Source organism: Kribbella sp. CWNU-51 (assembly GCF_054073265.1).
In genome coordinates this window covers 1-25965 of the sequence record NZ_JBSXMZ010000043.1, presented here as the reverse complement: position 1 = coordinate 25965, position 25965 = coordinate 1, and the positions used below count along the sequence as shown (strand labels likewise).

Sequence of the window (25965 nt, the reverse complement as noted above, 5' to 3'; positions counted from 1 at the left end):
TTTGATCAAAAGGTGATATTTGGCCGGGCCAACCGTAACGACCCCGGCCGGTGCCGAAAAGGGCACCCACCGGGGTCGAAGTGATTGGCTGAGGTGCGAGGCACCCCCGGAGGATTCGGTCAGCCGACGACTGCTTTGAGCGCGTTGCCGAGCTCGGTGGCCTCGTCCGCATTCAGCTCGACGACGAGCCGGCCGCCGCCCTCGAGCGGAACCCGCATCACGATCCCCCGACCCTCCTTGGTGACCTCGAGCGGACCATCGCCCGTCCGCGGCTTCATCGCCGCCATGCGCGCACCCCTTCCCAGTCTCGGTGTTGAGCGACGACACCGCGCGGGGAACCGTCGCCGGCGCCGTTGCGGTGATGCGCCGTCGGCGCGTATCGCAGTGTGTATCGGACCCCATTATTCCCGATCGCAGGCCAGAGCCGTGCACCATACGGCAGACTCAAGTCTTGTGCACGCCCGTTCAGCCCTTTTCGACCTGTACGGCGACCACCTGCGCGCGCGTGGTGCGCGCGCCCCGGTCGCGGCCCTGGTCCGGCTGCTCGCGCCGCTCGGCGTCCATCCGCCGGCGGTCCGGACCGCGGTGTCCCGGATGGTCCGGCAGGGCTGGCTGGAGCCGGTCCGGCTCGACGGCCAGCCCGGATACGCGCTGACCTCCCGGGCGCGTCGCAGACTCGACGACGCGGCCGCCCGGATCTACCGCACCGCCCCCGACGGCACCCCGGTCGGAGCGGGCGCGGAGGGCTCCGGCGACTGGGACCGGCACTGGCATCTGGGCATCCTCCGCGAGGTCCCGAACGCGCGCCGCCGCGAACAGCTGGCGAGCCAACTCGCCTTCCTGGGTTGGGCTCCGCTGTCCGACGGCGCCTGGGTCGGACTGCGCAACGACGCCGAGGTGGACCAGATCCTCGGCGTGGAAGGGATCGCCGCGGACCGGTTCCGCGCCCCTGTGGACTCTCGCGCGGTCGAGTTCGCCCGCCGGGTCTGGCGGCTGGACGACCTCGGCGCGTCGTATGACGCCTGGCTGATCGAGGCCAAGGCCTTGGTGGACGGCGCCGGCCACGAACCGACCTCGGACACGACCGACGAGCAGGCCTTCGCGGTCCGGTCCGAGCTCGTGCACGAGTGGCGCAAATTCCTGTTCCGGGATCCGGGGCTGCCGGCCGAGCTGCTGCCGGACGACTGGGCCGGAACGCGGGCCGCGGCGTTCTTCGATTTCCACGCCGAACGACTGAGCCCCGCGGCCGGGCGTTTCGTCGACGACTGCCTGACACTGCACTGAAATTCTCACCGACTGTCAAGGAGCTGACCACGATGAGTGACTCCGTCACCTATGCCGTCGCCGAGGGCGTGGCCACCATCACACTGAACCGGCCGGACGCGATGAACTCGCTCGACATCGCGACCAAGGTCCTGCTCCGCGACACCGTCCAGGCCGCCGCCGAGGACGACACCGTCCGCGTGGTCGTGCTGACCGGGACCGGGCGGGCGTTCTGCGTCGGCCAGGACCTGAAGGAGCACATCAGGCTGCTCGAGGCGAACGACACGGCCGCGCTGTGGAGCACGGTGCCGGACCACTACGCGCCGATCGCGCTCGCACTGGCGGAGATGCCGAAGCCGGTGATCGCGGCGGTGAACGGGGTCGCCGCCGGCGCCGGCGCGTCGATGGCGTTCGCGTGCGACTTCCGGGTGGTCGCGGACACGGCTGGGTTCAATCTCGCTTTCACCGGGATTGCGCTGTCCTGCGACACCGGGATCTCGTGGACGCTCCCCCGGCTGATCGGGCACGCCAAGGCGCTCGAAATGCTGTACTTCCCCCGCACCATCCCCGCCGCCGAGGCCCTCGACCTCGGCCTCGCCACGTCGGTCGTCCCGGTCGCTGATTTCGAAGGCGCCGTCGCCGACCTGGCCGGCAAGCTCGCCACCGGGCCCACCGTCGCGTACGGCGCCGTCCGCCAGTCGCTCGGGTATTCGGCGACCCACACGCTGACCGAGTCGCTGGCGTTCGAGGCCGGCAAGATGCAACTCACCGGCGACACCGACGACCACCGCAATGCGGTCGCCTCGTTCGTCGCCAAGCAGAGGCCCACCTTCGAAGGCCGGTGACCTCCGTACCGACGGACGGGTAGTAGTCCCCTCCGCCGCGCAGTCCACGCCGCCGGTACGCCGCGGAGACAGTCTCGGCGCCGACGACTACCCGTTCTTCCGTACATCTTGTAATCGTTTACGTAAGCGATTACAAAGCTGCTGTGAGGAAACTGCTGCTGCCTGCTGCCCTGACGGTCGCCACGCTGGTTGGGAGTCTTGTCATGCCTGGTTCGAGTGCTCAACCGACCGCCTCGCCCGGAGTGATCACCCCTGCCGCCGTACGGTCGGCAACCCTGGGCGAGGACATCGACTACAACGTCTACCTGCCGGCCGGGTACGCCGACTCGACGCAGCGCTACCCGGTGCTGTATCTGCTCCACGGTCGCGGCGACTCGATGGCGGCCTGGACGCAGGTGAAGAGCCGGCTCGACGAGCTGATCGGCTCCGGCGAGATCCCGCCGACGATCGCGATCATGCCGGACGCACCGTGGAGCAGCCGCGCCAGCTGGTACGTCGACTCCGCGTATCGCGGCGCGGACCCGGGGCGTCCGGTCGAGACCGCGCTCTTCCGGGACTTGGTGCCACAGGTGGATGCGACGTACCGGACCATCGCGGACCGGAGCGGGCGCGCGGTGGCCGGGTACTCGATGGGCGGGGCGGGCGCACTGCGGTACTCGCTGGCGCATCCGGACGTGTTCGGTGCGTCGATCGTGCTCAGCCCGGCGGTGTACTTCCCGTTGCCGCCGGCGGACTCGAGCACCCGGGACTTCGGTGCCTTCGGCAAGGGTACGGATCCGTTCACGGAGGCGACGTACCTACGGCTGAACTGGCCGGCCGCGTTGAAGTCGTTCGCATCGACGGGGCTGCAGTCGCACCTGTACATCGCGGTCGGCGACGACGAGTACAAGAACCCGAAGGCGATCGACGCGACACACGACCTCGACTTCGAGGCGCACATCGTGTTCAACCAGGCGGTCCGGGTGCCGAACCTGACGTCGGAGTTCCGGGTCGTCAACGGCGGGCACGATTGGGACGTCTGGGGGCCGTCCTTCGCGGACGGGGCGAAGTACATCTTCCAGTACATCGGGAAGCCGCCGGCGACGCCGATGCAGGCGACGATCACCGGTACGGCGGGTGAGGACCGGGCCGGCGGGATCGCGACTGATGCCTCAGGCAATGTTTATCAGGCGGTCGCGGTGGAGGGGCCGCTGGACGGTCAGCCGTACGCCGGCGGGAAGGACGTCGCGCTGATCAAGTCGCGACCGGACGGGACGCGCGAGTGGACGCGATCACTCGGGACCAGCGGGACGGAACGCGCGTACGGCGTGGCCGTCGATGCCGACGGGCATGTCGATGTGACCGGCTACACGACTGGTGATCTCGACGGGGCGCATGCGGGGAACGCTTCGGATGATGGGTTCGTGGTCCAGTTCGATGGTGACGGGAATCGCCGGTGGCTGACGCAGTTCGGCGTACCCGGGGTGGCGGATCGGAGCTACTCGGTGGCTGTCGACGGGACCGCGATCTACGTCGTTGGTTACACCAAGGGTTCGTTGGGTGGGGCGAACCAGGGCGACAAGGACGTGTTCGTCGCTCGGCTCGATGGTGACGGCCGGCAGGTCTGGTTGCGGCAGGTCGGGAGTACCGGCGAGGACAAGGGGATGGCGGTCGCGATCTCCGGTGGGGCTGTGTATGCGGCGGGGATGACGGCCGGCACCCTCGGTACATCGGCGGCTGGGGTCGACGGCTTCGTCACGCGCTACTCGTCGTCCGGTGAACCCCTGTGGATGCAGCAGTTCGGCACACCTGCGTCCGATGAGGCCTGGGGCTGACAGCTGATCCTTCCGGCGGCGTCTACCTGACCGGCTATACGGCCGGCGACTTCGCCGGCACGTTGGCCGGAGACAAGGACTTCCTCGTCGCGCGCGTCGACGGGGACGGCGTACTCACGTGGCGGGACCAGTTCGGTACGACGGGGAACGACAAAGGGGCCGCGGTTGCGGTAGACCCGTCAGGCAACCTCTACGTTGCCGGCTTCACCGACGGAGCGTTGGGAACTCCACTCGGCAAGTTCGACGCCGTACTCGCGACGTACTCTCCCGATCGCACCCGGACGTGGACACGTCAGTTCGGCACGGCCGACGACGACGCGGCCGATCCGTTCGCTGAAGCAAACGTGTATCTGACCGCGACGCCGACCCGCGTCCACCTGTCCGGTCTGACCAACACCGACGTCTTCCACACCACCTTCACGCCGGCGGGTCAGAACGAGTCCCCGTAAACGTTGGTGGGCCCCCCGACCGCGTTCCGGCCGGGCGAGTCACGGCCGGACAACCACCTGACAGTCGGGGGTGCCCGCCGAACACTCCATCACGTTCAGTGCCCAAAGCACAACTCGTTCAGCCGTTTGTGTTTGGGCAATTTAGGGACTTCTCAGGGAGGCTTGCAGATGCACAAATCACCTGCACGTGCAGGCGCTCTCGGCGCTCGAAGAACACCCGTCTGCACGTGCCATCGACGACGAATCAGCGGGCGATGCAGGTCGAGAGGTGGTCGTTGACGATGCCCGTCGCCTGCATCAGCGCGTAGGCGGTGGTCGGGCCCACGAAGACGAAACCCTTCTTCTTGAGGGCCTTGGACATGGCCACCGATTCGGGCGTGGTGGCAGGCACGTCGCCGGGGGTCTTCGGGGCCTTGTGCTCGGCGGGCCGGAAGGACCAGAGGAAGTCGCTGAACTCGCCGTCGTCGAGCTCGAGCAACGCGCGGGCGTTGGTGATCGTCGCGTTGATCTTCAGCCGGTTGCGGACTATGCCGGGGTCGGCCATCAGCCGGTCGAAGTCGGCGGCGTCGTACTTGGCGATGATCGTCGGGTCGAAGTGCGCGAACGCGGCGCGGAAGTTCTCCCGCTTGCGCAGGATGGTGATCCACGAGAGGCCGGACTGGAACCCCTCCAGCGTCATCCGCTCGAACAACGCGAGGTCGTCGCGGATCTCCTTACCCCACTCGTTGTCGTGATACTCGACGTACTCCGGCGCCGACGTCGCCCACCCACAGCGCGGCTGCCCATCCGGCCCGATCACCGTCATTTCCCTACCTCCCGCACCAACCGCCGCAACGAGACCCGCATCATCACCTCAAAAGCCGGCCGCACCACACGCCAGCCAAGCACCCCGATCCGCCCCAACGGCGGCACAACATCCTCAGCCCACGTAAACGTGCACCCGCCGCCCCCGCCAAACCCAGCACTCGCTCCAGCCGCACCGGACCCAGAAGTCGCGGCGGATCCAGAGGTCGCCGCGGACCCGGCGGTCGTGGCGGACCCGGGGGGCGTGGTGGATGTGGGGGTGATCGTGAAGGTGCCGGTGCCGCGGACGAGTTTGCCCAGGTGTTTCACCGTGCACTCGCGCGGTGGCTCCCAGTGTGTGATGACCATGTCGTCAGTGAACCCCAAGGCACCGACAGAAGTCCGCGCCGCGACACCGCCGCCCACACCGGCACCGCCCTGCTCAGTCGCCCAGACGCGCGTCAACAACATCCACCGCGACTGCCGCTCCCAATCCATCACCACGTCCCACGCGGCCTGCGGCTCCAGCCGCAGCTCGATCGACGCCTCCGCGTGACAGCTCGCCTCGGATTCCATCACCCGAGTAGATCAGTTGGGCCGCTGATAAGCACCTTCATCAGAAGCTCCACTGTGCCGCCCCTGCGAAGCCTCATCCCCTTGGTCCCCCGCCTGCCCATTCCCCGCCGCCTGAGGCCACACCGGCCCACCCTGCTCCTCCGCCGGCGGCCAAAACTGCCACCCCTCCTGCTGCTGCCCCTGTCCCGCCTGCTGCTGCTCCGGCGCCGTCGGTTGTCCCTGGTGATACCGGGGCTGCTCCTCCTGCACCGCCTGCTGTTGGTAGCCAAGCTGTGCCGCGTGCTGCTGCGTCGGTGGCTGCTCCTGCTGGTACACGGGCTGCGCAGCCTGTTGTTGGTGCTCCGCTGACTGCTCCTGCTGATAGCTGGGCTGGGCTGGCTGCTGCGCAGGCGGTTGTGCGTCCGGAGCGGACGGCTGCTGCCACTGCGGAGCCGGTGCGGGCAGCACCCAGTGCGGGGTCGGCGCAGGCTGCCCAACCGGTGGCACAGAAGGCCTCGGCTGCTGAGCCTCAGCCGGAGGAGCCACCTGCTCCTGCATCGCCTGCGGCTCATCCCCGCGGAACCACGCCGCAGATTCCGCCGGATCCGCCACCGAAGCGGGTCCCTCCGGCTGCTGCGGTGCGTAGGCCCCCGGCTGCTGCTGCCCATGAGCCTGAGGCTCCTGCGGGGTGTACGTCTCCGCCTGCTGCTGATACACCCCTGGCTGCTGCAGTGCGCCGGATTCCGGCTGCTGAGGGCGCGGCTCAGGCTGCTGGCTGACGTAGGCCTCGGGCTGCTGGGGCGCGTACGCCTCCGGCTGCTGGGGGGTGTTGGGCTCTGGCTGCTGGGCGTGAGTCTCGGGATGTTGGGGCAGCGTGGTGGTGGGGTCGGCGGGGGTGCGGCGGGCGGCGGTGGGGTGGGACTGGGCCTCGAGGAGAGCTCGGGCTTCGGCTTGCAGGCGCTCGTATTCGTCGGCGGCTGCGGCGTGGCTGGTCCGTGGGACCTCTCGGGTGTCCTCTTCGTCGTCCTCGACCGAGGCTTCGGCGGAGGGCTTGGCCGGCGCGCCGGTCGGCTGCCCGAGGGCGGACTGGCCGACGGCCGATTGCTCCCCGGTGAGCGGGTCAGCGGTCAGGTGTCCGAGTGCGGGCTGCCCGGCGGTTGACGGCCCGCCGGTGGACTCCCCGGCGCCTGGCTGTCCCTGGGCGACGAACTGCTGTCCAGCCGACCGCCCGGCGGTGGACTGCCCTGCAGCAACCTGCTCGGCGGACAGCTGCCCCGCGGCGGCCTGCTCGGCAGTGGACGGCTGCCCCACGGCGGGCTGCTCGGCTGTCGGCGGCTGGGCCGTGGTGGGTTGCTCGGCAGTCGGCGGCTGCCCCGCGGTGGGCTGGTCTACGGCGGGCTGTTCGGTGGTGATTGGGGCGGTGGGTGCCGGCTCGGGGATGGCGGATTCGGGGAAGTCGCCGCCGACGAGGATGGGCGGTTGTACGCCGGTGTCGTCGAACTCGGCCGGGTCGTAGGTGCCGCGGGACGTGAAGCCGGCCCCGTACGGCGCCTCCACGATCGGGGCGACCGCGCGTTCGAGGTCGGCGATCCGGCGGTCGCGTTCAGCGACCTCCTTGGCGACGCGTTCGAGGAGCGTGTCCACCTCGTCCATCCGGTAGCCGCGCAGCCCGACGCCGAACCGCGCCGACTCGATGTCGGTGGAGGTGAGCGCCTGCCGGGCCGGGACGGTCATGTCGGGCCGGTCGTCGTACGCCGTACTCATGGCACCCCAACGACCCGAGGCCACCACTGCGACAGCCCCGATCAACAGCACCACGATCAGCCCGAAGAACCACATCACGGGACCGATCGTGCCATGCCGCACCAGTCAACCGCACAAATGCCCGGGATTCAGCTCCCGTCGGACCCGAGCCGGTGCCCCTCGCGCCGCGCCCGCGCCTCCGGGCTGTCCGCCTCGGCCACCTCGCGGGCGGCCGCCGCGGCAGCCTCCTCCGCCGCCGCGTCGGCGCCCTCGCCGGCCTTGACGATGTAGCTGATCGCCTCGTCCACGTCGTCGGTGATGGTGAACATCTCCAGATCGGCCGACGAGATCTTCCCGTCCGCGAGCATCGTGTCCCGCAGCCAGGACGCCAGCCCACCCCAGTACGACGTACCGAACAGCACGACCGGGAACGACGTGACCTTCCGCGTCTGAGCCAGCGTGAGCGCCTCGAACAGCTCGTCCAGCGTGCCGAACCCGCCCGGCATCACCACGAACCCCTGCGCGTATTTCACGAACATCGTCTTGCGGGTGAAGAAGTACCGGAAGTTCATCCCGATGTCGACCCACTCGTTCAGGCCGTTCTCGAAGGGCAGCTCGATGCCCAGCCCGACCGACACCCCGCCGGCCTCGGACGCACCCTTGTTCGCCGCCTCCATCACGCCCGGCCCACCACCGGTGATGACCGCGTACCCGGCCTCGACCAGCTTGCGACCGCACTCCTCCGCGGCGGCGTACATCGGGTCGTCGGGCTTGGTCCGGGCGGAGCCGAACACGCTGATCGCGGGGCCCAGCTCGGCCAGCATGCCGAATCCCTCGATGAACTCCGACTGGATCCGCAGCACGCGCCACGGGTCGGTGTGCACCCAGTCCGACGGCCCGCGGCTGTCCAGCAGCCGCTGCTCGGACGTGGACTGCTGCACCTGCTTGCGCCGCATCACGACCGGTCCGCGCTGCTGCTGGCCGATCGGACGGTCGGGGTGGATCGAGGGTTCTGCCATGACTCCAGGTTATGACCTAGCCGGAGTCTGGACCTGTCTAGGCGCGATCCGTCAACCAAGTCCTCAAGCGCTGTTCACACAGCGCGATCTCCGCCTCCGGCACGAACTCGTCCTGCTTGTGCGCGTAGAGCGGGTCACCCGGCCCGTAGTTCACCGCCGGTACGCCGAGGAGCGTGAACCGGGCCACGTCGGTCCACCCGAACTTCGGCTTCGGCTCACCCCCGACCACCCGCAGGAACGCGGCCGCGGCCGGCCGCTCCAGCCCCGGCAGCCCACCCGGCGCGGAGTCGATGACGACGACGACGTACCCCTCGAACACCTCGCGCAGATGCGCCTCGGCCTCCGCCTCCGACCGGTTCGGCGCGAACCGGTAGTTGATCGTCACCGTGCACAGATCCGGTACGACGTTCCCCGCGACGCCGCCGCTGATCCCGACCGCGTTCAGCCCCTCGCGATACTCGAGCCCGTCGATCGGCACTCGCCGCGGCTCGTACGCCGTCAGCCGCGCCAGCACCTCGCCCGCCGCGTGGATGGCGTTGCGACCCATCCAGGACCGGGCCGAGTGCGCGCGCTCGCCGCGAGTGGTGACCTCGATCCGCATGGTGCCCTGGCAGCCGGCCTCGACCACCGCGTTCGACGGCTCCATCACGACTGCGAACACGCCCTCAAGCAGCTCCGGGTTGGATCGGGTCAGCTTGAACAGGCCGTTCCGCTCGGCCCCGACCTCTTCGCAGTCGTAGAAGACGTAGGTGACGTCTCGATTGGGCTCGTCCAGCGTGGCCGCAAGCCGGAGCGCGACCGCGACACCGCCCTTCATGTCGCAGGCGCCGAGCCCGTGGATCAGGCCGTCGGCGCGGCGGGCCGGGAGGTTGTCGTTCAGCGGGACGGTGTCGAGATGGCCCGCGAGGACGACCCGCTCGTCCAGGCCGAAGTCGGTGCGCGCCACCACGGTGTTGCCGTGCCGGAACACCTTCAGATGCGCGTACGCCGACAGCGCGGCCTCGACCTTGTCCGCGAGCTTCTCCTCGGTCCCGCTGACCGAGGAAATGTTCACCAGCGCCTCGGTCAGATCGGCGCCGGACAGGGTCAGGTCGAGCTTGCTCATCAGGCGTCCTCTGCCGGTGGTAGGAAAATACAGAACTCGTTGCCCTCGGGGTCGGCGCAGACGTGCCAGCCGATTCCCTGGTCCTTGGGCCGCAGTAGTGTCGCACCCGCGTCGAGCACCGGCTGCAGGGCGGGCGCGGTGACGTCCCAGTGGATCCGGTTCTTGACGGTCTTGGGCTCCGGCACGGGCAAGAAGACCCAGTACGGGAACGGGAGACCCGGCACGTTCTCCAGCCAGTACCAGGCGTTGTCCGGAGCCTTGCCGAGCTCCCCGCCGACGACACCCTGCCACCATCGCGCCTGCGCCTCCGGGTCGGCCGAGTCCACCACCAGCTCCATCAGCCGGTACGCCGGGACCGTATCGCGGACGAGTCCGCAGAACTCACCGCCCTCCGGGTCCTCCATCACCGCCCAGGGCCGGTCCGCGGAAATCGGTGATCGGACCGTCGCCCCTTCCCGCTCGAGGTCCGCGATCGCGCCGGTGTGGACATCCAGGTGCACCCGCTGCTTCACCGTCCGCGGTTCGTCGACCTTGTTGATCCAGATCGTCTTCCCGGGCGTGTCCCCCACCAGCACGTTCGGGTTGTCGGCCGGCGAGGTCAGCCCGATCACCCGCCCCCAGAACGCCGTCATCGGACTCGGATACATCACATCCACACACAAGTCCTTGAAACGCGCGATGGTCATAACGGAAAGGCTATAGGCCGTGACGCTTGCGGTAATGGCGGTTCACGCGCTCACGGTTACCGCAGGATGGTGAGCACCACAGCTGGCGCGGATCGTCCTGCAGGAAGTACTTGACGCACCGCGCCGCCGGACACGCGCGGAGCCGCACCCGGTCCGGTCCGGACAGGAAGTCGATCGTGGACCGCCCGACCGCAGCGACCAGCAGCGCGACCGGGTCTTCGGTCCGGCCGGCCCAGCGCGTGATGGGCGGGCCGTCGTCGGGCCAGTCGAGCTGCATCGTGCCGAGCCGGTCGGCGGCGCGATTGACCAACCGCAGCGCAGCGTCGGCGTCCATCAACCGATCCGCGTCCGCCTTGCTGGGCGGTTCTGGCGCGACTGCTCGGGCGAAAAGCGCCCGCACCGCACGCCGAACGCGCACCAGCTCGTCGCGCACGACCGCGTGCGCATCCCGCGCGTCCACGCCCGCGTCGTCCGAGTCCTCCTCGTCCGAGTCCTCCTCGTCCGAGTCCTCCTCGTCCACGCCCGCGTCGTCCACGCCCGCGTCGTCCACGCCCGCGTCGTCCACGCCCGCGTCGTCCACGCCCGCGTCGTCCACGGCGTCGAGGGGACGGCCGAGGACCTCGGTGACCAGGTCGTGGTGCTGGTCAAGCCAGGCAGTGGCCTCGGCGGGAGTCGCCAACAGGTCGGCGACACCGCCCTGTCCGTCGTGCTTGATCGTCGCCGCGAGAGCGAAAGCCAACGTACTCATGTGGGCAGTCTAATGGGATATCCGGTTGCTGCCGTATGAGTTGGTGGCCTAGGGTCTCGATTCGTGACCGACCTCCGGACCAGGCTGCGCGCAGTCCCCACGCTGACTGGCACTCCGCCCCCGTTCGACCCCACGCGCGCCCCGGAGTCGCCGTACGAACTGTTGTCGACTGGCTGCTGACCGCCGTCGATCGGCAGATCCCGGAGCCGTGCGCCGTGACCCTGTCGACGGTGAGTGCGGACGGGCGGCCCAACGGCCGGGTGTTGATCCTGAAGGACGTCACGGCGGACGGGCTGCAGTTCGCGTCGTCGGCGGCCAGCCGCAAGGGTGAAGAGCTCGCTGCCTGCCCGTACGCCGCGCTGACGTTCTACTGGATCCCGCTGGGGCGCCAGGTGCGCGTGAAGGGCAGTGTCACGCCAGCCGACCCGGTGGACTCCGCGCGCGACTTCCTCGCTCGCCCGATGCCGGCGCGCGCCGAGGCGTTGGCTGCGCGGCAGAGCGGCGTACTGGACGATCCCTCCGATCTCGCGACGGCGTACGCCGAGCAGACCGCGCGGTTGACTGCTGACCCCGGGCTCGTAGCGCCGAGCTGGACGCTGTACACGCTGCGGGCCGACGAAATGGAGTTCTGGCAGGCGGATCCGGACCGCCGGCACCTTCGCCTCCGCTACCGCCTGGATGAGCCGAACCACTGGATCAAGGAGCGCTTGTGGCCCTGACCGACGTCAAGACCGCCGTCGCCCGGCTGAACACCTTGCTCACGGACCTCGACGACGCCACCGCCCGCGCCGCGTCCGGCCTCCCCGGCTGGTCTCGCGGTCACGTGATCACCCACATCGCCAACGTCTCCGAGGCCATGACCCGCCAGGTCGAAGAGGCTCTGCAAGGCCGCGTCGTCGAGATGTACGACGGCGGCCGCCCAGCCCGCGACGCCGGTATCGAAGCCGGCGCCCACCGCTCCGCCGTCGAGCTGACCACCCACCTGGAACGCGCGACAACTGCCCTGGTCACCGCCTGGGACAAGGTCGGCCCCGACGACTGGACCCGCCCCATCCTGCACCGCAACAGCAACCTCTCCGCCGGCCTCAACGCCACCTGGCGCGAACTAGCCGTCCACACCGTCGACCTGGACCTAGGCATCACCCCGGCCGACTGGTCCCCCGCCTTCTGCCTCCATCTCCTCGACTTCCTCCGCCCCCGCACCCCCAAAGCCATCCACCTCGTCCTGCACCCCGACAACGGCTCCACCTGGGAGACCGGCACCGGCGAGGATCGAGTCCTCACGGGCACCCTCACCGACCTGACCGCCTGGTACGCCGGCCGCACACCCCCCGGCCCGATCACCGGCCCCACCCCCGACCTACTCCCCTGGCCCTGAACCCTGACCGCTCTGCTCTGGATCGGGATTAGAGTGCGATCCAGAGCACCATCGAACCTCCAGCGGGGAGCGGGCATGACGACGATCTACGACGTCGCGCGTAGATCCGGCGTGTCTCCGGCGACCGTCTCGCGGGTGCTGAGCGGCCGGCGCACCGTGGATCCGGAGCTGTCCGAGAAGGTCCGCGCCGTGGTCGCCGAGCTCGGCTACCGCCCGAACGGCGTGGCCCGCAACCTGCGCAAGTCCAGCACGAACCTGTGGGCCGTGGTCATCTCCGACATCGAGAACCCGTTCTTCACCTCGCTCGTCCGTGGCCTGGAGGACGTCGCCCAGACCGAGGGCTACCACGTTGTCCTATGCAACTCCGACGAGGACCCGGCGAAAGAAGCGGCGTACGCGTCGGCCGTGCTGACCGACCAGATGGCGGGTGTGGTGATCTCCCCGACCAGTACGGCGGAAGGCGTGCAACTGCTCGCGGACGCGAAGATCCCGCTCGTCCTGATCGACCGTCGCGTCGATGGCATCGAGGCGGACACCGTGCTGGTCGACAACGAGCACGGCGCGCGCGAGGGCGTCAACCACCTGATCGACGGCGGCTACCAGCGGATCGCTTGCATCACGGGTCCGCGCAAGGTCAGCACCGCGATGGACCGGCTCGCCGGATACCGGTCGGCGCTCCGGGCCGGCGGCATCCGCTACGACAAAGACCTGGTCCGCCACGCCGACTTCCGCGAGGCCGGCGGGTACGCCGCGATGGAAAGCCTGCTGGAGTTGCCCGAACCGCCGGAAGCGCTGTTCGCCACCAACAACTTGATGACGGTCGGCGCGTTGGAGTGCCTGGCGAGAAAGGGCTTGCGCGCCCCCGACGACATCGCCGTGGTCGGCTTCGACGACATCCCGTGGGCGGACCTCGTCGTACCAAGCCTCACGACGGTGGCACAGCCGACGTACGAACTGGGCCGCACCGCCGGCCTGTTACTGAAGGACCGGACCGCCTCCCCCGGACGCCCGCGTCAACTGTCACGCTCCGCACGGAACTCCACATCCGAGCCACCTCAGCCCCAAGCAACAAGTAAGAACGACACGGGTCGCGCTTTGCGGAGCATTCCGGTCACGGGGCGGCGGGCGGGACCCCGCCAGCCTTCTGCGTCGATCTGCGGGGAGCCGGGTTCGGCGTGGCGAACGAGAAAGACGGTGGGCATACCTGCAGTGATATCCCACCTGGACACGCCGCATCCGCACCGGCCGGGCTTCGCCAGACACGACCCGATCTCTCAGCGCGAAGGTCCCCTGACAACTCCTGCTGGTTCCGAATGGCGGCTGTCGGTGCGCAGGCGGCCGTGGAGGTGCCAGTCGTGCCAGCCGTCGGCGTGCTTGATCGCCTGCCGCAGCGTGCCCTCGAGCCGGTATCCGGTGCGCTCGGCGACCCGGCAGGACGCGGTGTTGGAGGTGGAGTGGTGGATGTTCAGCCGGTTGAACCCGATCTGCCCGAAAGCCCAGGCAGACAAGGCCTCCACTGATCTCGCGGCGATGGCTCGGCCCCGGGCCGCCGGGGTCACCCAGTAGGACAGGCTGGCTGAGCCCTCGGCCAGAGAGATGTTGCGCAGTCCGACCTGGCCGAGCGGCTGGTCGTCGCCATCGACGGCCGCCCAGCTCGCCGCTGTCTCGCTGTCCCAGCCATCGGCCCACTGCCCGACCCACTCACCTGCCTCCTCGAGAGTGTCGAATCGCCGGACGTGCCAACGCTGGATGTCGGAACAGGCGAACGCGGTCCGCACCGTGTCGGCATCACTCCGCCGCCACGGCCGCAGTACCAGTCCGTCGTTGGTCGTCAGCCGCGGCTGCGCGACGTCCCGCAGTGTTCCTTGTGACAAGGCCGGATCAACGAGCAGAGGCATGCCGTGATGCTAGTGCGCGCAATCAGTGCCTTGGGTCCCGGTGCCGATGATCAGGTAAGTAGCTCGATCTCGCTGAGGCTGACGACGGAGGTCGACGCCGTGATGACCAAGCGGTAGTGCACGTACGAATCTGGTGCAGCGATCGTGAATGGGCGGGTTTGGCGGCGCCATACGAACGACTGCTCGGTGCGCTCGTCGAGGACCGACCACGTTGTGCCGTCTGTGGAGGCTTCGAGGCGCCAGGCTGTGGGGTCGCCTTCGGAGTGGCCCGAGGTAAGGGTGTAGAAGGCGCCGGTGGCCGGCTCGGGCAGGGACCAGGTGATGGTCGGGGTGCCCGTGTCGAAGTGGGTTTCGGTTGCGGAGTCGTCGTCGAAGAGCGGATCGGACCGGCGTGGGATCAGGTCGATCAAGGGCGTCGGGATCGCGTCGTCCGTCGTGACGGCGGGTGGGGTGCCCAGGGTGCCCCAATCGGAACGGTTCGGCCCGAGGACGAAGTCGATCTGGCGAGCTCCGCGCAGTTCGGCGTCGGTGATCGATGCTGTGGGCAATGGTTTGCCGTCGACGTGGAGTTCCTGGACATAGGGATGCTCGGGGTTGGTCGCCGTGATGACGATGGGGTCGGCGCCAAGCGGCGTGACCACGACGCGGGAGAACAGGGGTGAGCCGATGGTGTACTCCGGTGCGCCGACGCGGAGCGGGTAGAGGCCGAGGGCGCTGAAGAGGTACCACGCGGACATCTCGCCGTTGTCCTCGTCGCCGGGGTAGCCCTGGCCGATCTGCTCGCCGACGTACAGACGCTGCAGGACCTCGCGGACGATGGCCTGGGTCTTGTGGGGGGCGCCGGCGTAATTGTACATCCAGGCGATGTGGTGCGCCGGCTGGTTGCTGAAGCCGAACTGGCCCATCCGGACGGCCTGGGCCTCGAGCATCTCGTGGATGACGATCGAGTAGGTGCCCTTCTTCGTCGCCAGCTCCGGCGTCGCGAAGAACTCGTCGAGCTTCGCCTCCAGACCGCGGGGACCGCCGTACAGATTGGCGAGACCGCGACCGTCGTGGGCGACGTGGAATGCGAAGTTCCACCCGTCGGTCTCGGTGAAGTCGCCGCCCCACTCGCACGGGTCGAACTCGGCCGGCGTCTTCGCGAACCGCCCGTTCGGCCGCCGGCCCTGGAAGAAGTTGATGTCCGGGTCGAACAGCAGCACGTAGTTCAGCGACCGCCGTCGTAGGTACGCCGCTTCCTCACGCAACCGAGCCCGTCGCTCCTCAGGAACCGTCGGATCGAGAGACAGCCGCTCGGCCATCGCCGCGAGCCCGAAGTCGTTGAGGTACGCCTCCAACGACCACGACACGCTCTCCTCGGTGTCCGTGCTCACGTAGCCCGCGAACAGCCCCCTCGCGAAACCCTTCCGGCCGACCTCGGTCTCGGTCGGTGCGACGGTCGCGTTGCGCAGACCGGCGTCGTACGTCGCCAACGGGTCGGGCAGCGCAACACCCTTGAGATAGGCATCCGCGAACGACACGTCCGAGCTCGTCCCGGTCATGCAGTCCGCGTAACCCGGCGACGACCAGCGAGCGATCCAGCCGCCGTCGCGGTACTGCTGCACGAAGCCGTCCACCAGTTCGGCGGTCAGCTCCGGATAGAGGAACGCGTACGCCGGCCACGCGGTGCGATACGTGTCCCAGAAGCCGCTGTTGACATACATCTTGCCCGGCTTGACAACCGCATTGGTGTCTCGATCGGTCGCCGTACCTTCGGTCGGCAGCACCGGGCTCGCGTAGCGGAAATCGGGCTGGTCGTGGGTGCCGGCGTTCTCGAAGTACGAGTTCGGGTAGAGGTTGAGTCGGTAGAGGTTGCCGTAGACCGTGCGCAGTTGCGGCTGGGTCGCGCCCTCGGGCCGGATCACCTGGAGGCGTTCGTTCCAGGCCTGGTTCGCGGCCTGCCGGACGTCGTCGAAGCTGCGGCCTTCGAGCTCCAGGGTGTGCCGGGCCTGGTCGACGCCGATGAACGAGGTCGCGATCCGCAGCGTCACCTCCGGTACGTCGAACGTCGCCGCCCGGGCGTTGTCCCGGCCGCCGGTGGTCGGTCCGAAGCCGGTCGGGGCGGAGGAGAAGACGCCGTAGCAGTACATCCGGGTCCGGCCGAACTCCGAGCCGTTCTCGACCCAGCCGGTCAGCGCGGTCCCGTCGTACGCGAAGGCGCCGTTCTCGTCGATGGTGTCGAACACCAGGTGCCGGCCGGGTGCGTCGGCCGGGTAGGTGAAGCGGAAGATCGCGCCGTGGTCGGTCGGTGCGAGCTCGGCGCGGACGCCAGTGGTCAGGTCGACCGAGTAGACGTCCGGCCGGGCGATCTCGTCGTCGTGGCTGAACGCGGCGGCGCGTTCGGCCGGATCCCCGAGCGGCTCCGCGGCGGCGACCGGCATGATCGTCAGCTGGTCGCGATCACCCATCCACGGACTCGGTTGATGGGAGAACGCCAACCCCTGAAGCTCCGGGCGGTTATCCGCGTTGTTGGCGCGGTGATACTCGTACGGCCACCGATGGGTCGACGCGTCCGTTACCGGCGTCAGGAAGTTGAACCCGTTCGGCAAAGCTGTGATCGGCAGCGTGTTCCCGCGTGAGAAGTCGTGACTCGCGTTGGTCCCGCGCCGCGTGTCGACGTACGCCAGCAGGTCGCTCCCATCCGGCACCTCAGGCGCCGGGCCAACCTCGACGTCATCAACCCACCCCTGGAACTCCACCCCGGAGCCAGGCGCCTCGACCACCACCAGCGCCCGCTCAACCGTCTTCCCGACAGCCGCGGTCAGGTCCACCTGCACGTCATTCCACTGATTCGCGTACAGGACTTTCGCGGCCCCCTGCCCAGCCGCGTCAAACGCCATCCCGTACTGATCCACGACCCCGAGCTCAGACAGCCGGCTCCCGTCCGCGAAGACGAGATCCACCACGACGTACGTCGCCGCGTAACTCAGCTGCTCATCAAGCTCCGGATAGACCATGTATCGCAACCGATCACCGGCCCGGACCACACCACCAGCGACCGGCACCCCACCCTCCTGCCGCCCACCGCTGGTTCCCGTATACCGAGTCCCCTCCACGCTGCTGAACCCGGCCTCCGGACTGGTCGGCCCACCCGGACCTCCACCTACCTCAATCATCACGGGCGCAATGTTACGTATCAGTGCGCCGAAGTCGGCGGGATGTTTCCATCCTGGACGGCCGCTTGCCAACTGCCAAACATTCCACGGCCACGATGGGTAGCGGTGCGGACGTGTGGCACTCACCAACTGCGTGGGACCGGGGTTGGGCACGCTCAAGCCGCGGCTGATGGTGGCTGATTGCTGGAGTTGGTGAGTGCGGCAGATCCGCCCTGGCGTTCAGGCGGGAAGCGCGAGGTTGCCCCGAACTCAGTGGGGTGGGGGTGGTGGGGTGTTGCCAGCTTGGACCCAAACCACGTAGTCGCGGGCGGATTCCGCGGCGGGGCGTAGGCGGAGGCCCGCGGTGCGGGCGCGGGTGTTGTCCAGTTGGAAGGTGCCGTCGTTGGTGCCGTCGTGGGGGAGGTAGAAGCGGTCGACGGTGGGGGACCAGTTCATGGGCGGTGGGTCGGGTACGACGGAGCGCCAGGAGTCGGCCAGGTCCGCCATCGTGCGGGTGGGACCGACGGCGTTGAAAGGGCCGGGGTGACCGCTGACGGTGAGGTGGAGAAGGAAGGCGGCCAGGTCGCGGGCGTCGACGTACTGGATGGGTTGGGTGGGGCGGGCCGCGCATTCCATGGGGGTGTTGTGTGCCAGTGCCCAGCCCCAGTTGCCGAAGTCCGGGTTGTAGGGGCCGACGACGAAGCCGGAGCGTACGGCGGCGGTGCGGTCGCCGAAAGTGGCTGATAGCAACGACTCGCAGCGGACCTTGGACGGACCGTAGAGGTCCATGGTGAAGTGGTCTTCGGGCGCACCGACCGGCCACGGCAGGAGAGGTGCGGACTCGGTCATGCCCGGCGTGGTCTTGCTGGCGTAGACGGCGATCGACGACATGTAGGTGTAGTGGCCGACGCGGTCCCGCAACACCCCCGCGCTCAGGCGTACGTCGCGGACCAGGAAACCGGACATGTCAATGACGCCGTCCCACTCGCCCGCGGCCAGTACGCCGGGATCCGCGCGCTCACCCGTCAAGCGGCGTACCGAAGGAAACAGCCCGGGATTCGTAACGCCGCGGTTGAACAGCGTCACCTCGTGATCGTCGCGGAGGGCGGCTTCGACGACGTGGCGGCCGAGGTTCTTGGTGCCGCCGAGGACGAGAAGTTTCACGGGAGCTGCTCCACGAGACCTTCGAGCTCGGCCAGCAGCGGGTCGATCCAGTCCTCGGAACCGGGGATCGTCCTGACACCTTCGGCGACCACGAAGTCCAGCGCCCGCAGGCAGAAGCACGCGCCGCCGACCGTCACCTGACGATCGACCAGGAACGGATCCGCCCCGGCGGACTCGACGTACCGGGCCACGATCGGTTCGCGGTCGTGGCCGAGGGCAACGGCATCGCGGACCAGCGTGTAGAGGTCGCTGAGGTGCGGCGCGAGGTACACGAGCGGCCAGTCGACCGCAGTCCATCGCGTGCCATCCGTGACCAGATTCTTCGGCACGAAGTCACCATGGACCACGTGCAACGCGACGTCCCGGTGGAGCGCGGCCAACGCCTCCGTCAACGGGCCGATATCGAAGGAGATCCGGCCGATCCGGCCGGCCAGCTCCTTCACATGCTCAGGTGGAAACCCACTCGTTCCCTCGACGGGCGTACGCCGGATAGCGGCCAGCACGTCGGCCGCGGCCACGAACCCGTCCACCGACGGCTCCTGTTCGAGCGTCACCCGTCCCACATCCGCCAGGACCAGTACGCCGTCCGCCGACGCGATCAACTCTGGAGCAGGCAGGCCCAACGGGATCACGAACCGCTCGTACGCCGTACCTTCACCGGACTGCGCGTCCGTGCCACGCTTCACGATCACACTGCGCAACCCGTACGACAGCCGCCACACCTCCGACGATCCCCACTGCCGCAACAGCTCACCACTCAACGCGTCGACCGACGGCGCCTCGGTCGCCCGGAGAACTGGAACGCTCGGGAGCCAGGCGGGAAGCATTCGACGAGTAGATCACAACCGCCCGTACGCGCGCCGCCGAATTAGCCGGTCGCCCGGCACGCCGTGAGGATGCGGTCCACGATGCGCCGCCCGACCCGGCCGGTGTCGAGATCGGCGACGATCCGGTGCGGCCCGTCGCCGGGGGTGAAGCGGGTGAGCCCGGTCGGGTCGACCTCGATCCGGCCGGTCGCGAAGGTGAACAACTCCGGGTCCGTCAGCATCAGTACGGCGGCCGGGTCGTGCGGCACGTTGGAGTCCTCGGCGGTGAACTTCCAGAACTGCCGCATCTCCGCGGCGAGCAACTGGCCGAGCGGCCCGGCGGCCTCGATCTCCGCCACCACCGCGCCGCCGAGCCGGATCCGGGTCGTCTGATCGAGCCCGATCACGGTCGCCGGGACCCCGCTGGCGAACACCACCGCGGCCGCATCGACATCGCACTTGATGTTGTGCTCGACCTCGCTCGGCGAGAAGTCGCCGCCCATCAGGAACAAGTGCTCGACAACCCGGCCGGGTTGCTCCACGGCTTCGGCCACGTTGGTGAGCGGACCGACCGCGACGACCGTCGGCGAGGTCGCGAGTACGTCGATCGGGTCGGCCTCGATGTCGACCTTCTCCCGCTCGAGGTCCGGCAGCAGCGCGCCCTCGTGTCCCGCCCACCAGACCGCCCGGCCGGAGCGGGTCTCGGCGCGTCCGGCTACCACGAGCCCCGGCTCCCGGCCGGCCACGCCGGTCACCCGCGCGACCATCCTTGCCCTGAGCAACGTATCGCCGTACACCGTGGTCACGGCGGCCAGGTCGAGCTCGGGTGAGCCGAAGATCGTGGCCAGGGCCAGGACGTCGTCGACATCGGAGCCGATGTCGGTGTCCAGGGTCAGAGCGGTCGTCATCGGCATCCTTCCGGTCGGTGGCGCCGGTCACCGAGCGTGCCGGCCGCTCGGATAGCGGTCGGGTTCGATGGCCCGGACAGCAGTCTGGCAGGCTGGGGGTATGACCGAGAACGCCACGCACGCCTGGGGCTTCGGCCTCGCCACCGTCACCGCCGCCGGCACCGTCCTCGACGTCTGGTACCCGGCGCCTGAGCTCGGCTCGCAGCCGGCCGGCGCGAAGGCGCCCGCCGAGCTGATCGCCGCCGAGGGCAATGACGAACTGCGGCAGGTACGGCGTGAGGTCGTGGCGGCCGAGATCGCGCTGGACCAGGCGCCGGCCGGCACCGCGGACGCGTATCTGCGGCTGCACCTGCTGTCACACCGCCTGGTCCGCCCGCACGGCCTCAACCTGGACGGCATCTTCGCCGCCCTGCCGAACAACGCGTGGACGTCGATCGGTCCGGTCCCGGTCGAAGAGATCGAGCAGGTCCGGCTCCGGGCCCGCGCGGCCGGTCAGCACCTGTCGGTGACCAGCGTCGACAAGTTCCCCCGGATGACGGACTACGTCGTACCGAGCGGGGTCCGGATCGGTGACGCCGACCGGGTCCGGCTGGGCGCGCACCTGGCCGCGGGGACGACGGTCATGCACGAGGGCTTCGTGAACTTCAACGCCGGCACGCTCGGGACGTCGATGGTCGAGGGCCGGATCGTGGCCGGCGTGGTGGTCGGCGACGGCAGCGACATCGGAGCGGGCGCGTCGATCATGGGCACCCTGTCCGGCGGCGGCACGCAGGTCATCTCGATCGGCAAGCGCTGCCTGCTCGGCGCGAACGGCGGCACCGGCATCTCGCTCGGCGACGACTGCGTGGTCGAGGCGGGGCTGTACGTGACCGCCGGCACCAAGGTCACCCTCCCGGACGGCGGCGTGGTGAAGGCCCGCGACCTGTCAGGGCAGCCCGGTCTGCTGTACATCCGCAACTCGGTCACCGGAGCGGTCGAGGCGCGGCCGCGCAAGGGTGAGGGCATCACGCTGAACGAAGCCCTGCACGCCAACGCGTGATCGGCGCCAACCAATGTGAGGTTGTGCACGTCAATCACTTCGTGACCGGCAGATCGGAACCCGCCCACCGCCCCCGGACGTTGGGAGCGGTATGCCGATGAAGCGGGGCGTCGTGGTTGCCCTGGGTGCGATAGGCGCGCTCAGCCTGGCCGTCGGCGTCGGGATCGCGTGGATCGGCGGGAAGAACATCGCGTCGATCCTGCCCCCACAGGAGCAGTGCGAGGCCACGGTCAACGGGCAGACCGTCGTACTGGATCTGGAGCAGGCCGAGTCGGCGGCCATCATCGCGGGTGTCGCCGTACGACGGGGGCTCCCGGCGCGGGCGGCGACGATCGCACTGGCGACGGCGTATCAGGAGTCCGGACTGCGGAACCTGGCGCACGGGGACCGGGACTCGCTGGGATTGTTCCAGCAGCGGCCGTCGCAGGGCTGGGGCACCGTGGCGCAGGTGCGGGATCCGCACTACGCGGCCGGGAAGTTCTACGACGCGCTGGTGAAGATCAAGAACTACCAGAAGCTCTCCGTCACGGTCGCGGCCGACCGGGTGCAGCGCAGCGCGTTCCCCAACGCGTACGCCGATCACGAGGCGGACGCGCGGGTCCTGGCGTCGGCGTTGACCGGGCAGTCGAAGAGTGTCTTCAGTTGCACGGTGAACACGGACTCCGTGCCGGCCGAGACGGTCGGCCGGAATGGGCTGCCACCGCGGGCGGACGCCGTACGAAAGGACCTGATCCGGACCTTCGGCACGTTGCCGACCGGAGGGTACGCCGCGGGTGGTGTGCGGAGCGGACACACGGAGGGTTCGGCGCACTACGACGGCCGGGCGGTCGACGTGTTCGTGCGGCCGATCTCCGTGCCGAACACGACCAAGGGCTGGGCGATGGCGCAGTACCTGGTGGCCCGGGCCCAGCTGCTCAACATCCAGACGGTCATCTTCAGCGACAAGATCTGGACCGCCGGGGGCCGCTCGGACAGCGGCTGGCGCGACTACACCCCTCCCGAGCGGTCTGGCGACCCAGCCATCCTCCGCCACCTCGACCACGTCCACGTCGACGTCCTGGCCCGGTAGCTCTCCGCCTGTGAAGCCTGAGGCGGGGGGTCCATCTGGACGCCCCGCCTCAGTGTGCAGTCAGGTAGTTACTCGTCGTGTTCCTGCGGGGGCAGGGCGGCTGTCACTCCGCCTCTGCTTTTCAGCTGTTCACTCGTCGTGTTCCTGCGGCGGGAGCGCGGCGATGAAGGGGTGATCCTTGTCGATCTTGCCCATCTTCGACGCGCCGCCGGGCGAGCCCAGGTCGTTGAAGAAGTCGACGTTCGCGGTGTAGTAGTCCTTCCACTGCTCCGGAGTGTCGTCCTCGTAGTAGATCGCCTCGACCGGGCAGACCGGCTCGCACGCTCCGCAGTCGACGCACTCATCAGGGTGGATATACAGCATCCTGTTGCCCTCGTAGATGCAGTCGACGGGGCACTCCTCAACACACGCGAGGTCCTTCAGGTCAACACACGGCTGCGCGATGACGTAGGTCACTGCTACTCCTCCTATGGCAGGCAAGCGCAGCGTTCGACTTGGGGTGCTGCGATGCGGTGGTGCAAGGTCTCTAGTATCACGGTAGTACTTCGCCCACTCTGCCAGGAGTCCGCATCGTGTCAGGCCTGAGCGCCCGTGATATCGGCCACCGTGTAGTGGTCCGGCACCGCATTCCGGGCGGCCTCACCGACGTGATCGGAGTACTGGAGTCCTGGAATCCCGCCGGCCTGGTCGTTCGCCACGCTGATGCCAGTGTGCACCAGATCCAGGCCGGTGACGTGACGGCGGCGAAAACGATCCCCGAAATGCCGCTGCGGCCGGTGGACGTCGAGCAGTTGTTCCTCACCACCGCACTGGGTCGCCCCGCGGTCGAGACGTCGTACGTCGGCCACTGGTTGCTCCGGGCATCCTCAGGCTGGACCGGCCGGGGCAACTCGCTGCTGCCGGCCGGGAGCCCCGGGATACCCGTGACCGAGGCCCTCAAGCACGCTGAGGCCTTCTACGACGAGCGGGGCCTGCCCCCGCAGGCCCTGGTCCGGCTCGGCAGCCCCGAGGCGGAGGAGCTCCGTGCGTGCGGGTGGATCGACGCCCGCCCGGAGCAGTCCGACGTACTCGTCATGCACACCACGCTCGACCACGTGAACGCTGCGCCGCCGTACGACGTACTGGTCGCGGAGCACCCGGGTCACGCGTGGTACGCGGCCGCGTTCGACGGGCCGGTGCCCGAGTCGGCACCGGCCGTGTTGGAGGGCGCTCCGAAGGCCGTGTTCGCCTCCATCACGCTGGACGGCGCGACGGCCGCGGTGGGACGTGGATCGATGACTGGCCACTGGCTGGGTGCCGACGCGATCCGTGTCGACGCCGCGTACCGCCGCGGAGGCCTCGGCACCGCGATCCTGCAGGCCCTGGCCCGCTGGTCCGGCCCGCTGGGGGGTCGCCGTACCTATCTGGAGGTGCTGGAGGAGAACGCACCCGCCCTGGCCACCTACACCCGCCTGGGCTACCGCGAGGCGTATCGCTACCGCTATCTGACGAGCCGCTGAGCCGCACCGGCCCCAACAAGCGTCAGCACGATCAACCCAGCCAGTACGACGCCCAGCGCGTGACCGGGGTCAGTAGCCAACGCGGCGTACGTAGAGCCGGCGAGAGCGACGCCAAGTGCGCCGCCGAGCTGTGCGTTGGTGGCGACCACCCCGGACAGGTCAGCGGCGTACTGCGGGGTCGTGCTCGAGGTGATTGCACCGATGAGGGTGTTGGCGCTGATCCCCAGGCCTAGGCCGCCGACGCCGAGCAGTGCGAAGAGGAGTGGCCCACTACGGCCGCCCAGCAGCAGATAGGCCAGCACGGAGAGATAGCCGACCGCCAGGACCAGGCAGCCGATGACCGGCATCCACCGCACTCCCCTGCGCAGTCTGGGGAGGATGGGCCCGGCCAGACCGAAGGCGGCAACCCAGACGACCATGGCGAAGCCCGAGTACGCAGGGCCCTTGTGGAGGCCGTCCTGCAGGTAGAGGGCGAGCACGAAGAGCAGGGCGAAGTACGTGCCCGACGTGCAGCCGTGAGCGAGCAGGCCGGCCCGGACGGACGGGTTGCGGAGGACCTGGCGGGCGATCAGTGGGCGACCACCACGTGCGGCTGTACGGCGTTCGCCGTACTCGAAGAGCGCGAGGGCCGGGAGGCTCAGGACCAGGCAGACCCAGGACCAGGCGGGCCAGCCGCGCTCGGAGCCCAGCAGGAGCGGGACGATGACGAGCAGAACCGTTGTGGACAAGCTGAGTACGCCGAGCAGGTCCAGGCGATCGCGATGGCCGTCGGGGTCGGCGGGAAGCGCCCGGCGAGCGGCGATGGCGAGTGCGATGCCGATCGGGACGTTGACCAGGAAGATCGGGCGCCAGCCGGTACCGAAGAGGTCGGCCGCGATCAGGACGCCGCCGAGCACCTGCCCGGCGACCGCACCGCCGGAGAGAGCGATCGAGAAGTAGCCGAGAGCCTTCAGCCGGTCCCGGCCCTGGAAGTGCAACTGGATGCCGCTGAGCACCTGCGGAACCATCAGCGCGGCGCCGGCGCCCTGGACGAAGCGGGCCACGACGAGGGTGACGATGTTCGGAGCGAGGCCGCACGCCAGCGAGGCCGCGGTGAAGACGGTCAGGCCGAGCAGGAACGTCGTCCGATAGCCGAGCGACGAGCCGAGGCGGGCGCCGGTGATCAGCAGTACGGCGAAGGCGACGACGTACCCGGAGACGACCAGACCCACCGCGCCCGCGGAGGCGTGCAGATCGGCGCCGATCGACGGGCCGGCGATGTTCGCGACCGCGGTGTCGATGTTCGCCATGAACTGCCCGGTGAGCAGGACGGTCAGGATCGCGGCCCGGTTGGCTGGTCGGGTTTCCACGTGCACGGTGTTTTCCACGGAGTTGGAACGGTGTGAGGGCGCTGAGATGTGAGGGCGCTAACCTCGGGTGGCATGGCGGATCACGTGGTGGAGCGGCCGGAGTACGCCGGGGACTTCGAGGGGACCGTGCACGTCGAGTACACGCCGCACCCGGATGACGGGGTGGCGGATCCGGGCGAGATCGTGTGGACGTGGGTGCCGTTCGAGGAGGACTTCACCCGCGGGAAGGACCGGCCCGTGCTGGTCGTCGGATCGGACGGACCGTGGTTGCTGGCGCTGATCCTGACCAGCAAGGACCACGATCGCGACGCCGCCGACGAGGCACGCTGGGGGCGGATCTGGATGGACATCGGCGGCGGCGCCTGGGATAAAGAGGGCCGCCGCAGCGAGGTCCGGCTCGACCGGGTCCTCCGGATCGACCCAGGTCAGGTCCGCCGCGAGGGCGCCGCCATCGGCGAAGACCTCTTCAACCAGGTAGCCGCCGAACTCCACAAAATCCACCGCAGCTGACCCCCGTCATTCAAGGGGATATCCGGTTCTTCTGACGCATCCGTGGGTGGGTTGGTTCGCCGCGTTCAAGTCCCGGCAGCCGGTCCCGTTGTGCCGGTTGCCAGCCGGGCGGGGAGGATCTCGTCCCGGATCGGGTGGGCAGATTCAGGGGATTGTTGCAACGCCTGATTGTTGGAGGGTGTTGTGATGGGGCGGAAGTTG

At 69.1% G+C, this 25965-nt stretch carries 25 protein-coding genes and 1 pseudogene; 11 read left to right on the top strand and 15 right to left on the bottom strand.

The genetic code is table 11. From position 1 onward, the window contains the following. Positions 1-119: 119 nt before the first annotated feature. Positions 120-287: a DUF3117 domain-containing protein gene (locus ACXC9Q_RS33815; protein WP_012923066.1), complete on the bottom strand. Its 168-nt coding sequence runs from the start codon at positions 285-287 to the stop codon at positions 120-122. A 166-nt stretch (positions 288-453) separates the two neighbouring features. On the opposite strand from ACXC9Q_RS33815, the gene ACXC9Q_RS33810 reads away from it, so the two are divergent. The 4 genes from ACXC9Q_RS33810 (at position 454) to ACXC9Q_RS33795 (ending at position 4371) form a co-directional block, all read left to right on the top strand. Then, entirely contained in the window at positions 454-1284 is an 831-nt protein-coding gene (locus tag ACXC9Q_RS33810; protein ID WP_457060720.1) for a PaaX family transcriptional regulator, read from the top strand. A gap of 32 nt (positions 1285-1316) precedes the next feature. Further along, positions 1317-2108, top strand: a complete 792-nt coding sequence (locus tag ACXC9Q_RS33805) for an enoyl-CoA hydratase/isomerase family protein (protein ID WP_457060719.1) — start codon at positions 1317-1319, stop codon at positions 2106-2108. 143 nt (positions 2109-2251) lie between these two features. After that, positions 2252-3922 (top strand): alpha/beta hydrolase-fold protein, encoded by a 1671-nt coding sequence (locus ACXC9Q_RS33800; protein ID WP_457060718.1) that lies wholly within the window; start codon positions 2252-2254, stop codon positions 3920-3922. A gap of 62 nt (positions 3923-3984) precedes the next feature. Continuing rightward, on the top strand, positions 3985-4371 hold the full coding sequence (locus ACXC9Q_RS33795) for an SBBP repeat-containing protein (RefSeq protein ID WP_457060717.1): 387 nt from the start codon (positions 3985-3987) through the stop codon (positions 4369-4371). 244 nt (positions 4372-4615) lie between these two features. Here the strand turns inward: ACXC9Q_RS33795 and ACXC9Q_RS33790 are convergent, their stop codons facing one another. From ACXC9Q_RS33790 to ACXC9Q_RS33760, 7 genes are all read right to left on the bottom strand, one after another. Further along, positions 4616-5176: a DNA-3-methyladenine glycosylase I gene (locus tag ACXC9Q_RS33790; protein ID WP_457060716.1), complete on the bottom strand. Its 561-nt coding sequence runs from the start codon at positions 5174-5176 to the stop codon at positions 4616-4618. Beyond that, positions 5173-5652: a hypothetical protein gene (locus ACXC9Q_RS33785; protein WP_457060801.1), complete on the bottom strand. Its 480-nt coding sequence runs from the start codon at positions 5650-5652 to the stop codon at positions 5173-5175. Before ACXC9Q_RS33785 ends, ACXC9Q_RS33790 begins: the two co-directional genes overlap by 4 nt. Positions 5653-5742: 90 nt before the next feature. Next, positions 5743-7575, bottom strand: coding sequence for a DivIVA domain-containing protein (locus ACXC9Q_RS33780; protein WP_457060715.1), 1833 nt, complete (start codon positions 7573-7575; stop codon positions 5743-5745). A 26-nt stretch (positions 7576-7601) separates the two neighbouring features. Next, positions 7602-8471 (bottom strand): LOG family protein, encoded by an 870-nt coding sequence (locus tag ACXC9Q_RS33775; RefSeq protein ID WP_457060714.1) that lies wholly within the window; start codon positions 8469-8471, stop codon positions 7602-7604. 37 nt (positions 8472-8508) lie between these two features. Next, on the bottom strand, positions 8509-9576 hold the full coding sequence (gene dapE / locus ACXC9Q_RS33770; RefSeq protein WP_457060713.1) for a succinyl-diaminopimelate desuccinylase: 1068 nt from the start codon (positions 9574-9576) through the stop codon (positions 8509-8511). Continuing rightward, positions 9576-10262: a VOC family protein gene (locus tag ACXC9Q_RS33765; protein ID WP_457060712.1), complete on the bottom strand. Its 687-nt coding sequence runs from the start codon at positions 10260-10262 to the stop codon at positions 9576-9578. Before ACXC9Q_RS33765 ends, dapE begins: the two co-directional genes overlap by 1 nt. A gap of 10 nt (positions 10263-10272) precedes the next feature. After that, positions 10273-11010: an ABATE domain-containing protein gene (locus ACXC9Q_RS33760; RefSeq protein WP_457060711.1), complete on the bottom strand. Its 738-nt coding sequence runs from the start codon at positions 11008-11010 to the stop codon at positions 10273-10275. 35 nt (positions 11011-11045) lie between these two features. Between ACXC9Q_RS33760 and ACXC9Q_RS33755 the strand changes: the two genes are divergently transcribed. The 3 genes and pseudogenes from ACXC9Q_RS33755 to ACXC9Q_RS33745 all read left to right on the top strand — a co-directional run. After that, positions 11046-11729, top strand: a complete 684-nt coding sequence (locus ACXC9Q_RS33755; protein ID WP_457060710.1) for a pyridoxine/pyridoxamine 5'-phosphate oxidase — start codon at positions 11046-11048, stop codon at positions 11727-11729. After that, positions 11720-12388, top strand: a complete 669-nt coding sequence (locus ACXC9Q_RS33750) for a maleylpyruvate isomerase family mycothiol-dependent enzyme (protein ID WP_457060709.1) — start codon at positions 11720-11722, stop codon at positions 12386-12388. The genes ACXC9Q_RS33755 and ACXC9Q_RS33750 overlap by 10 nt, the downstream gene beginning before the upstream one ends. A gap of 75 nt (positions 12389-12463) precedes the next feature. Further along, positions 12464-13345 (top strand): annotated as a pseudogene (locus ACXC9Q_RS33745) (LacI family DNA-binding transcriptional regulator); the annotation flags it as partial. Between the two features lie 317 nt (positions 13346-13662). On the opposite strand, the gene ACXC9Q_RS33740 reads toward ACXC9Q_RS33745, so the two are convergent. From ACXC9Q_RS33740 to ACXC9Q_RS33720, 5 genes are all read right to left on the bottom strand, one after another. Beyond that, entirely contained in the window at positions 13663-14286 is a 624-nt protein-coding gene (locus tag ACXC9Q_RS33740; protein ID WP_457060708.1) for a GNAT family N-acetyltransferase, read from the bottom strand. Positions 14287-14336: 50 nt separating this feature from the next. After that, positions 14337-17330 (bottom strand): GH92 family glycosyl hydrolase, encoded by a 2994-nt coding sequence (locus tag ACXC9Q_RS33735; protein ID WP_457060707.1) that lies wholly within the window; start codon positions 17328-17330, stop codon positions 14337-14339. A gap of 360 nt (positions 17331-17690) precedes the next feature. Next, complete coding sequence (locus ACXC9Q_RS33730) at positions 17691-18584, bottom strand: NAD-dependent dehydratase (RefSeq protein ID WP_457060706.1); 894 nt, start codon at positions 18582-18584, stop codon at positions 17691-17693. Further along, positions 18581-19411 carry a phosphotransferase family protein gene (locus ACXC9Q_RS33725; protein WP_457060705.1) on the bottom strand — a complete coding sequence of 277 codons (831 nt, stop codon included), beginning with the start codon at positions 19409-19411 and terminating at the stop codon, positions 18581-18583. Before ACXC9Q_RS33725 ends, ACXC9Q_RS33730 begins: the two co-directional genes overlap by 4 nt. 41 nt (positions 19412-19452) lie before the next feature. Next, a complete protein-coding gene (locus ACXC9Q_RS33720) occupies positions 19453-20298 on the bottom strand; it encodes a nucleoside hydrolase (RefSeq protein WP_457060704.1) in 846 nt (281 codons plus the stop codon). Positions 20299-20398: 100 nt separating this feature from the next. On the opposite strand from ACXC9Q_RS33720, the gene dapD reads away from it, so the two are divergent. Further along, complete coding sequence (gene dapD, locus ACXC9Q_RS33715; RefSeq protein WP_457060703.1) at positions 20399-21337, top strand: 2,3,4,5-tetrahydropyridine-2,6-dicarboxylate N-succinyltransferase; 939 nt, start codon at positions 20399-20401, stop codon at positions 21335-21337. Between the two features lie 91 nt (positions 21338-21428). Then, entirely contained in the window at positions 21429-22406 is a 978-nt protein-coding gene (locus ACXC9Q_RS33710; RefSeq protein ID WP_457060702.1) for a hypothetical protein, read from the top strand. Between the two features lie 129 nt (positions 22407-22535). On the opposite strand, the gene fdxA is transcribed toward ACXC9Q_RS33710, so the two are convergent. Continuing rightward, positions 22536-22862 carry a ferredoxin gene (fdxA, locus tag ACXC9Q_RS33705; protein WP_131285641.1) on the bottom strand — a complete coding sequence of 109 codons (327 nt, stop codon included), beginning with the start codon at positions 22860-22862 and terminating at the stop codon, positions 22536-22538. A 116-nt stretch (positions 22863-22978) separates the two neighbouring features. Between fdxA and ACXC9Q_RS33700 the strand changes: the two genes are divergently transcribed. Further along, entirely contained in the window at positions 22979-23905 is a 927-nt protein-coding gene (locus ACXC9Q_RS33700; RefSeq protein ID WP_457060701.1) for a GNAT family N-acetyltransferase, read from the top strand. On the opposite strand, the gene ACXC9Q_RS33695 is transcribed toward ACXC9Q_RS33700, so the two are convergent. Further along, entirely contained in the window at positions 23887-25254 is a 1368-nt protein-coding gene (locus tag ACXC9Q_RS33695) for an MFS transporter (RefSeq protein WP_457060700.1), read from the bottom strand. The genes ACXC9Q_RS33700 and ACXC9Q_RS33695 overlap by 19 nt on opposite strands. Positions 25255-25326: 72 nt before the next feature. Here ACXC9Q_RS33695 and ACXC9Q_RS33690 point away from each other — a divergent pair, with 72 nt between their 5' ends. Further along, entirely contained in the window at positions 25327-25764 is a 438-nt protein-coding gene (locus ACXC9Q_RS33690; protein WP_457060699.1) for a type II toxin-antitoxin system PemK/MazF family toxin, read from the top strand. Positions 25765-25965: the final 201 nt, after the last annotated feature.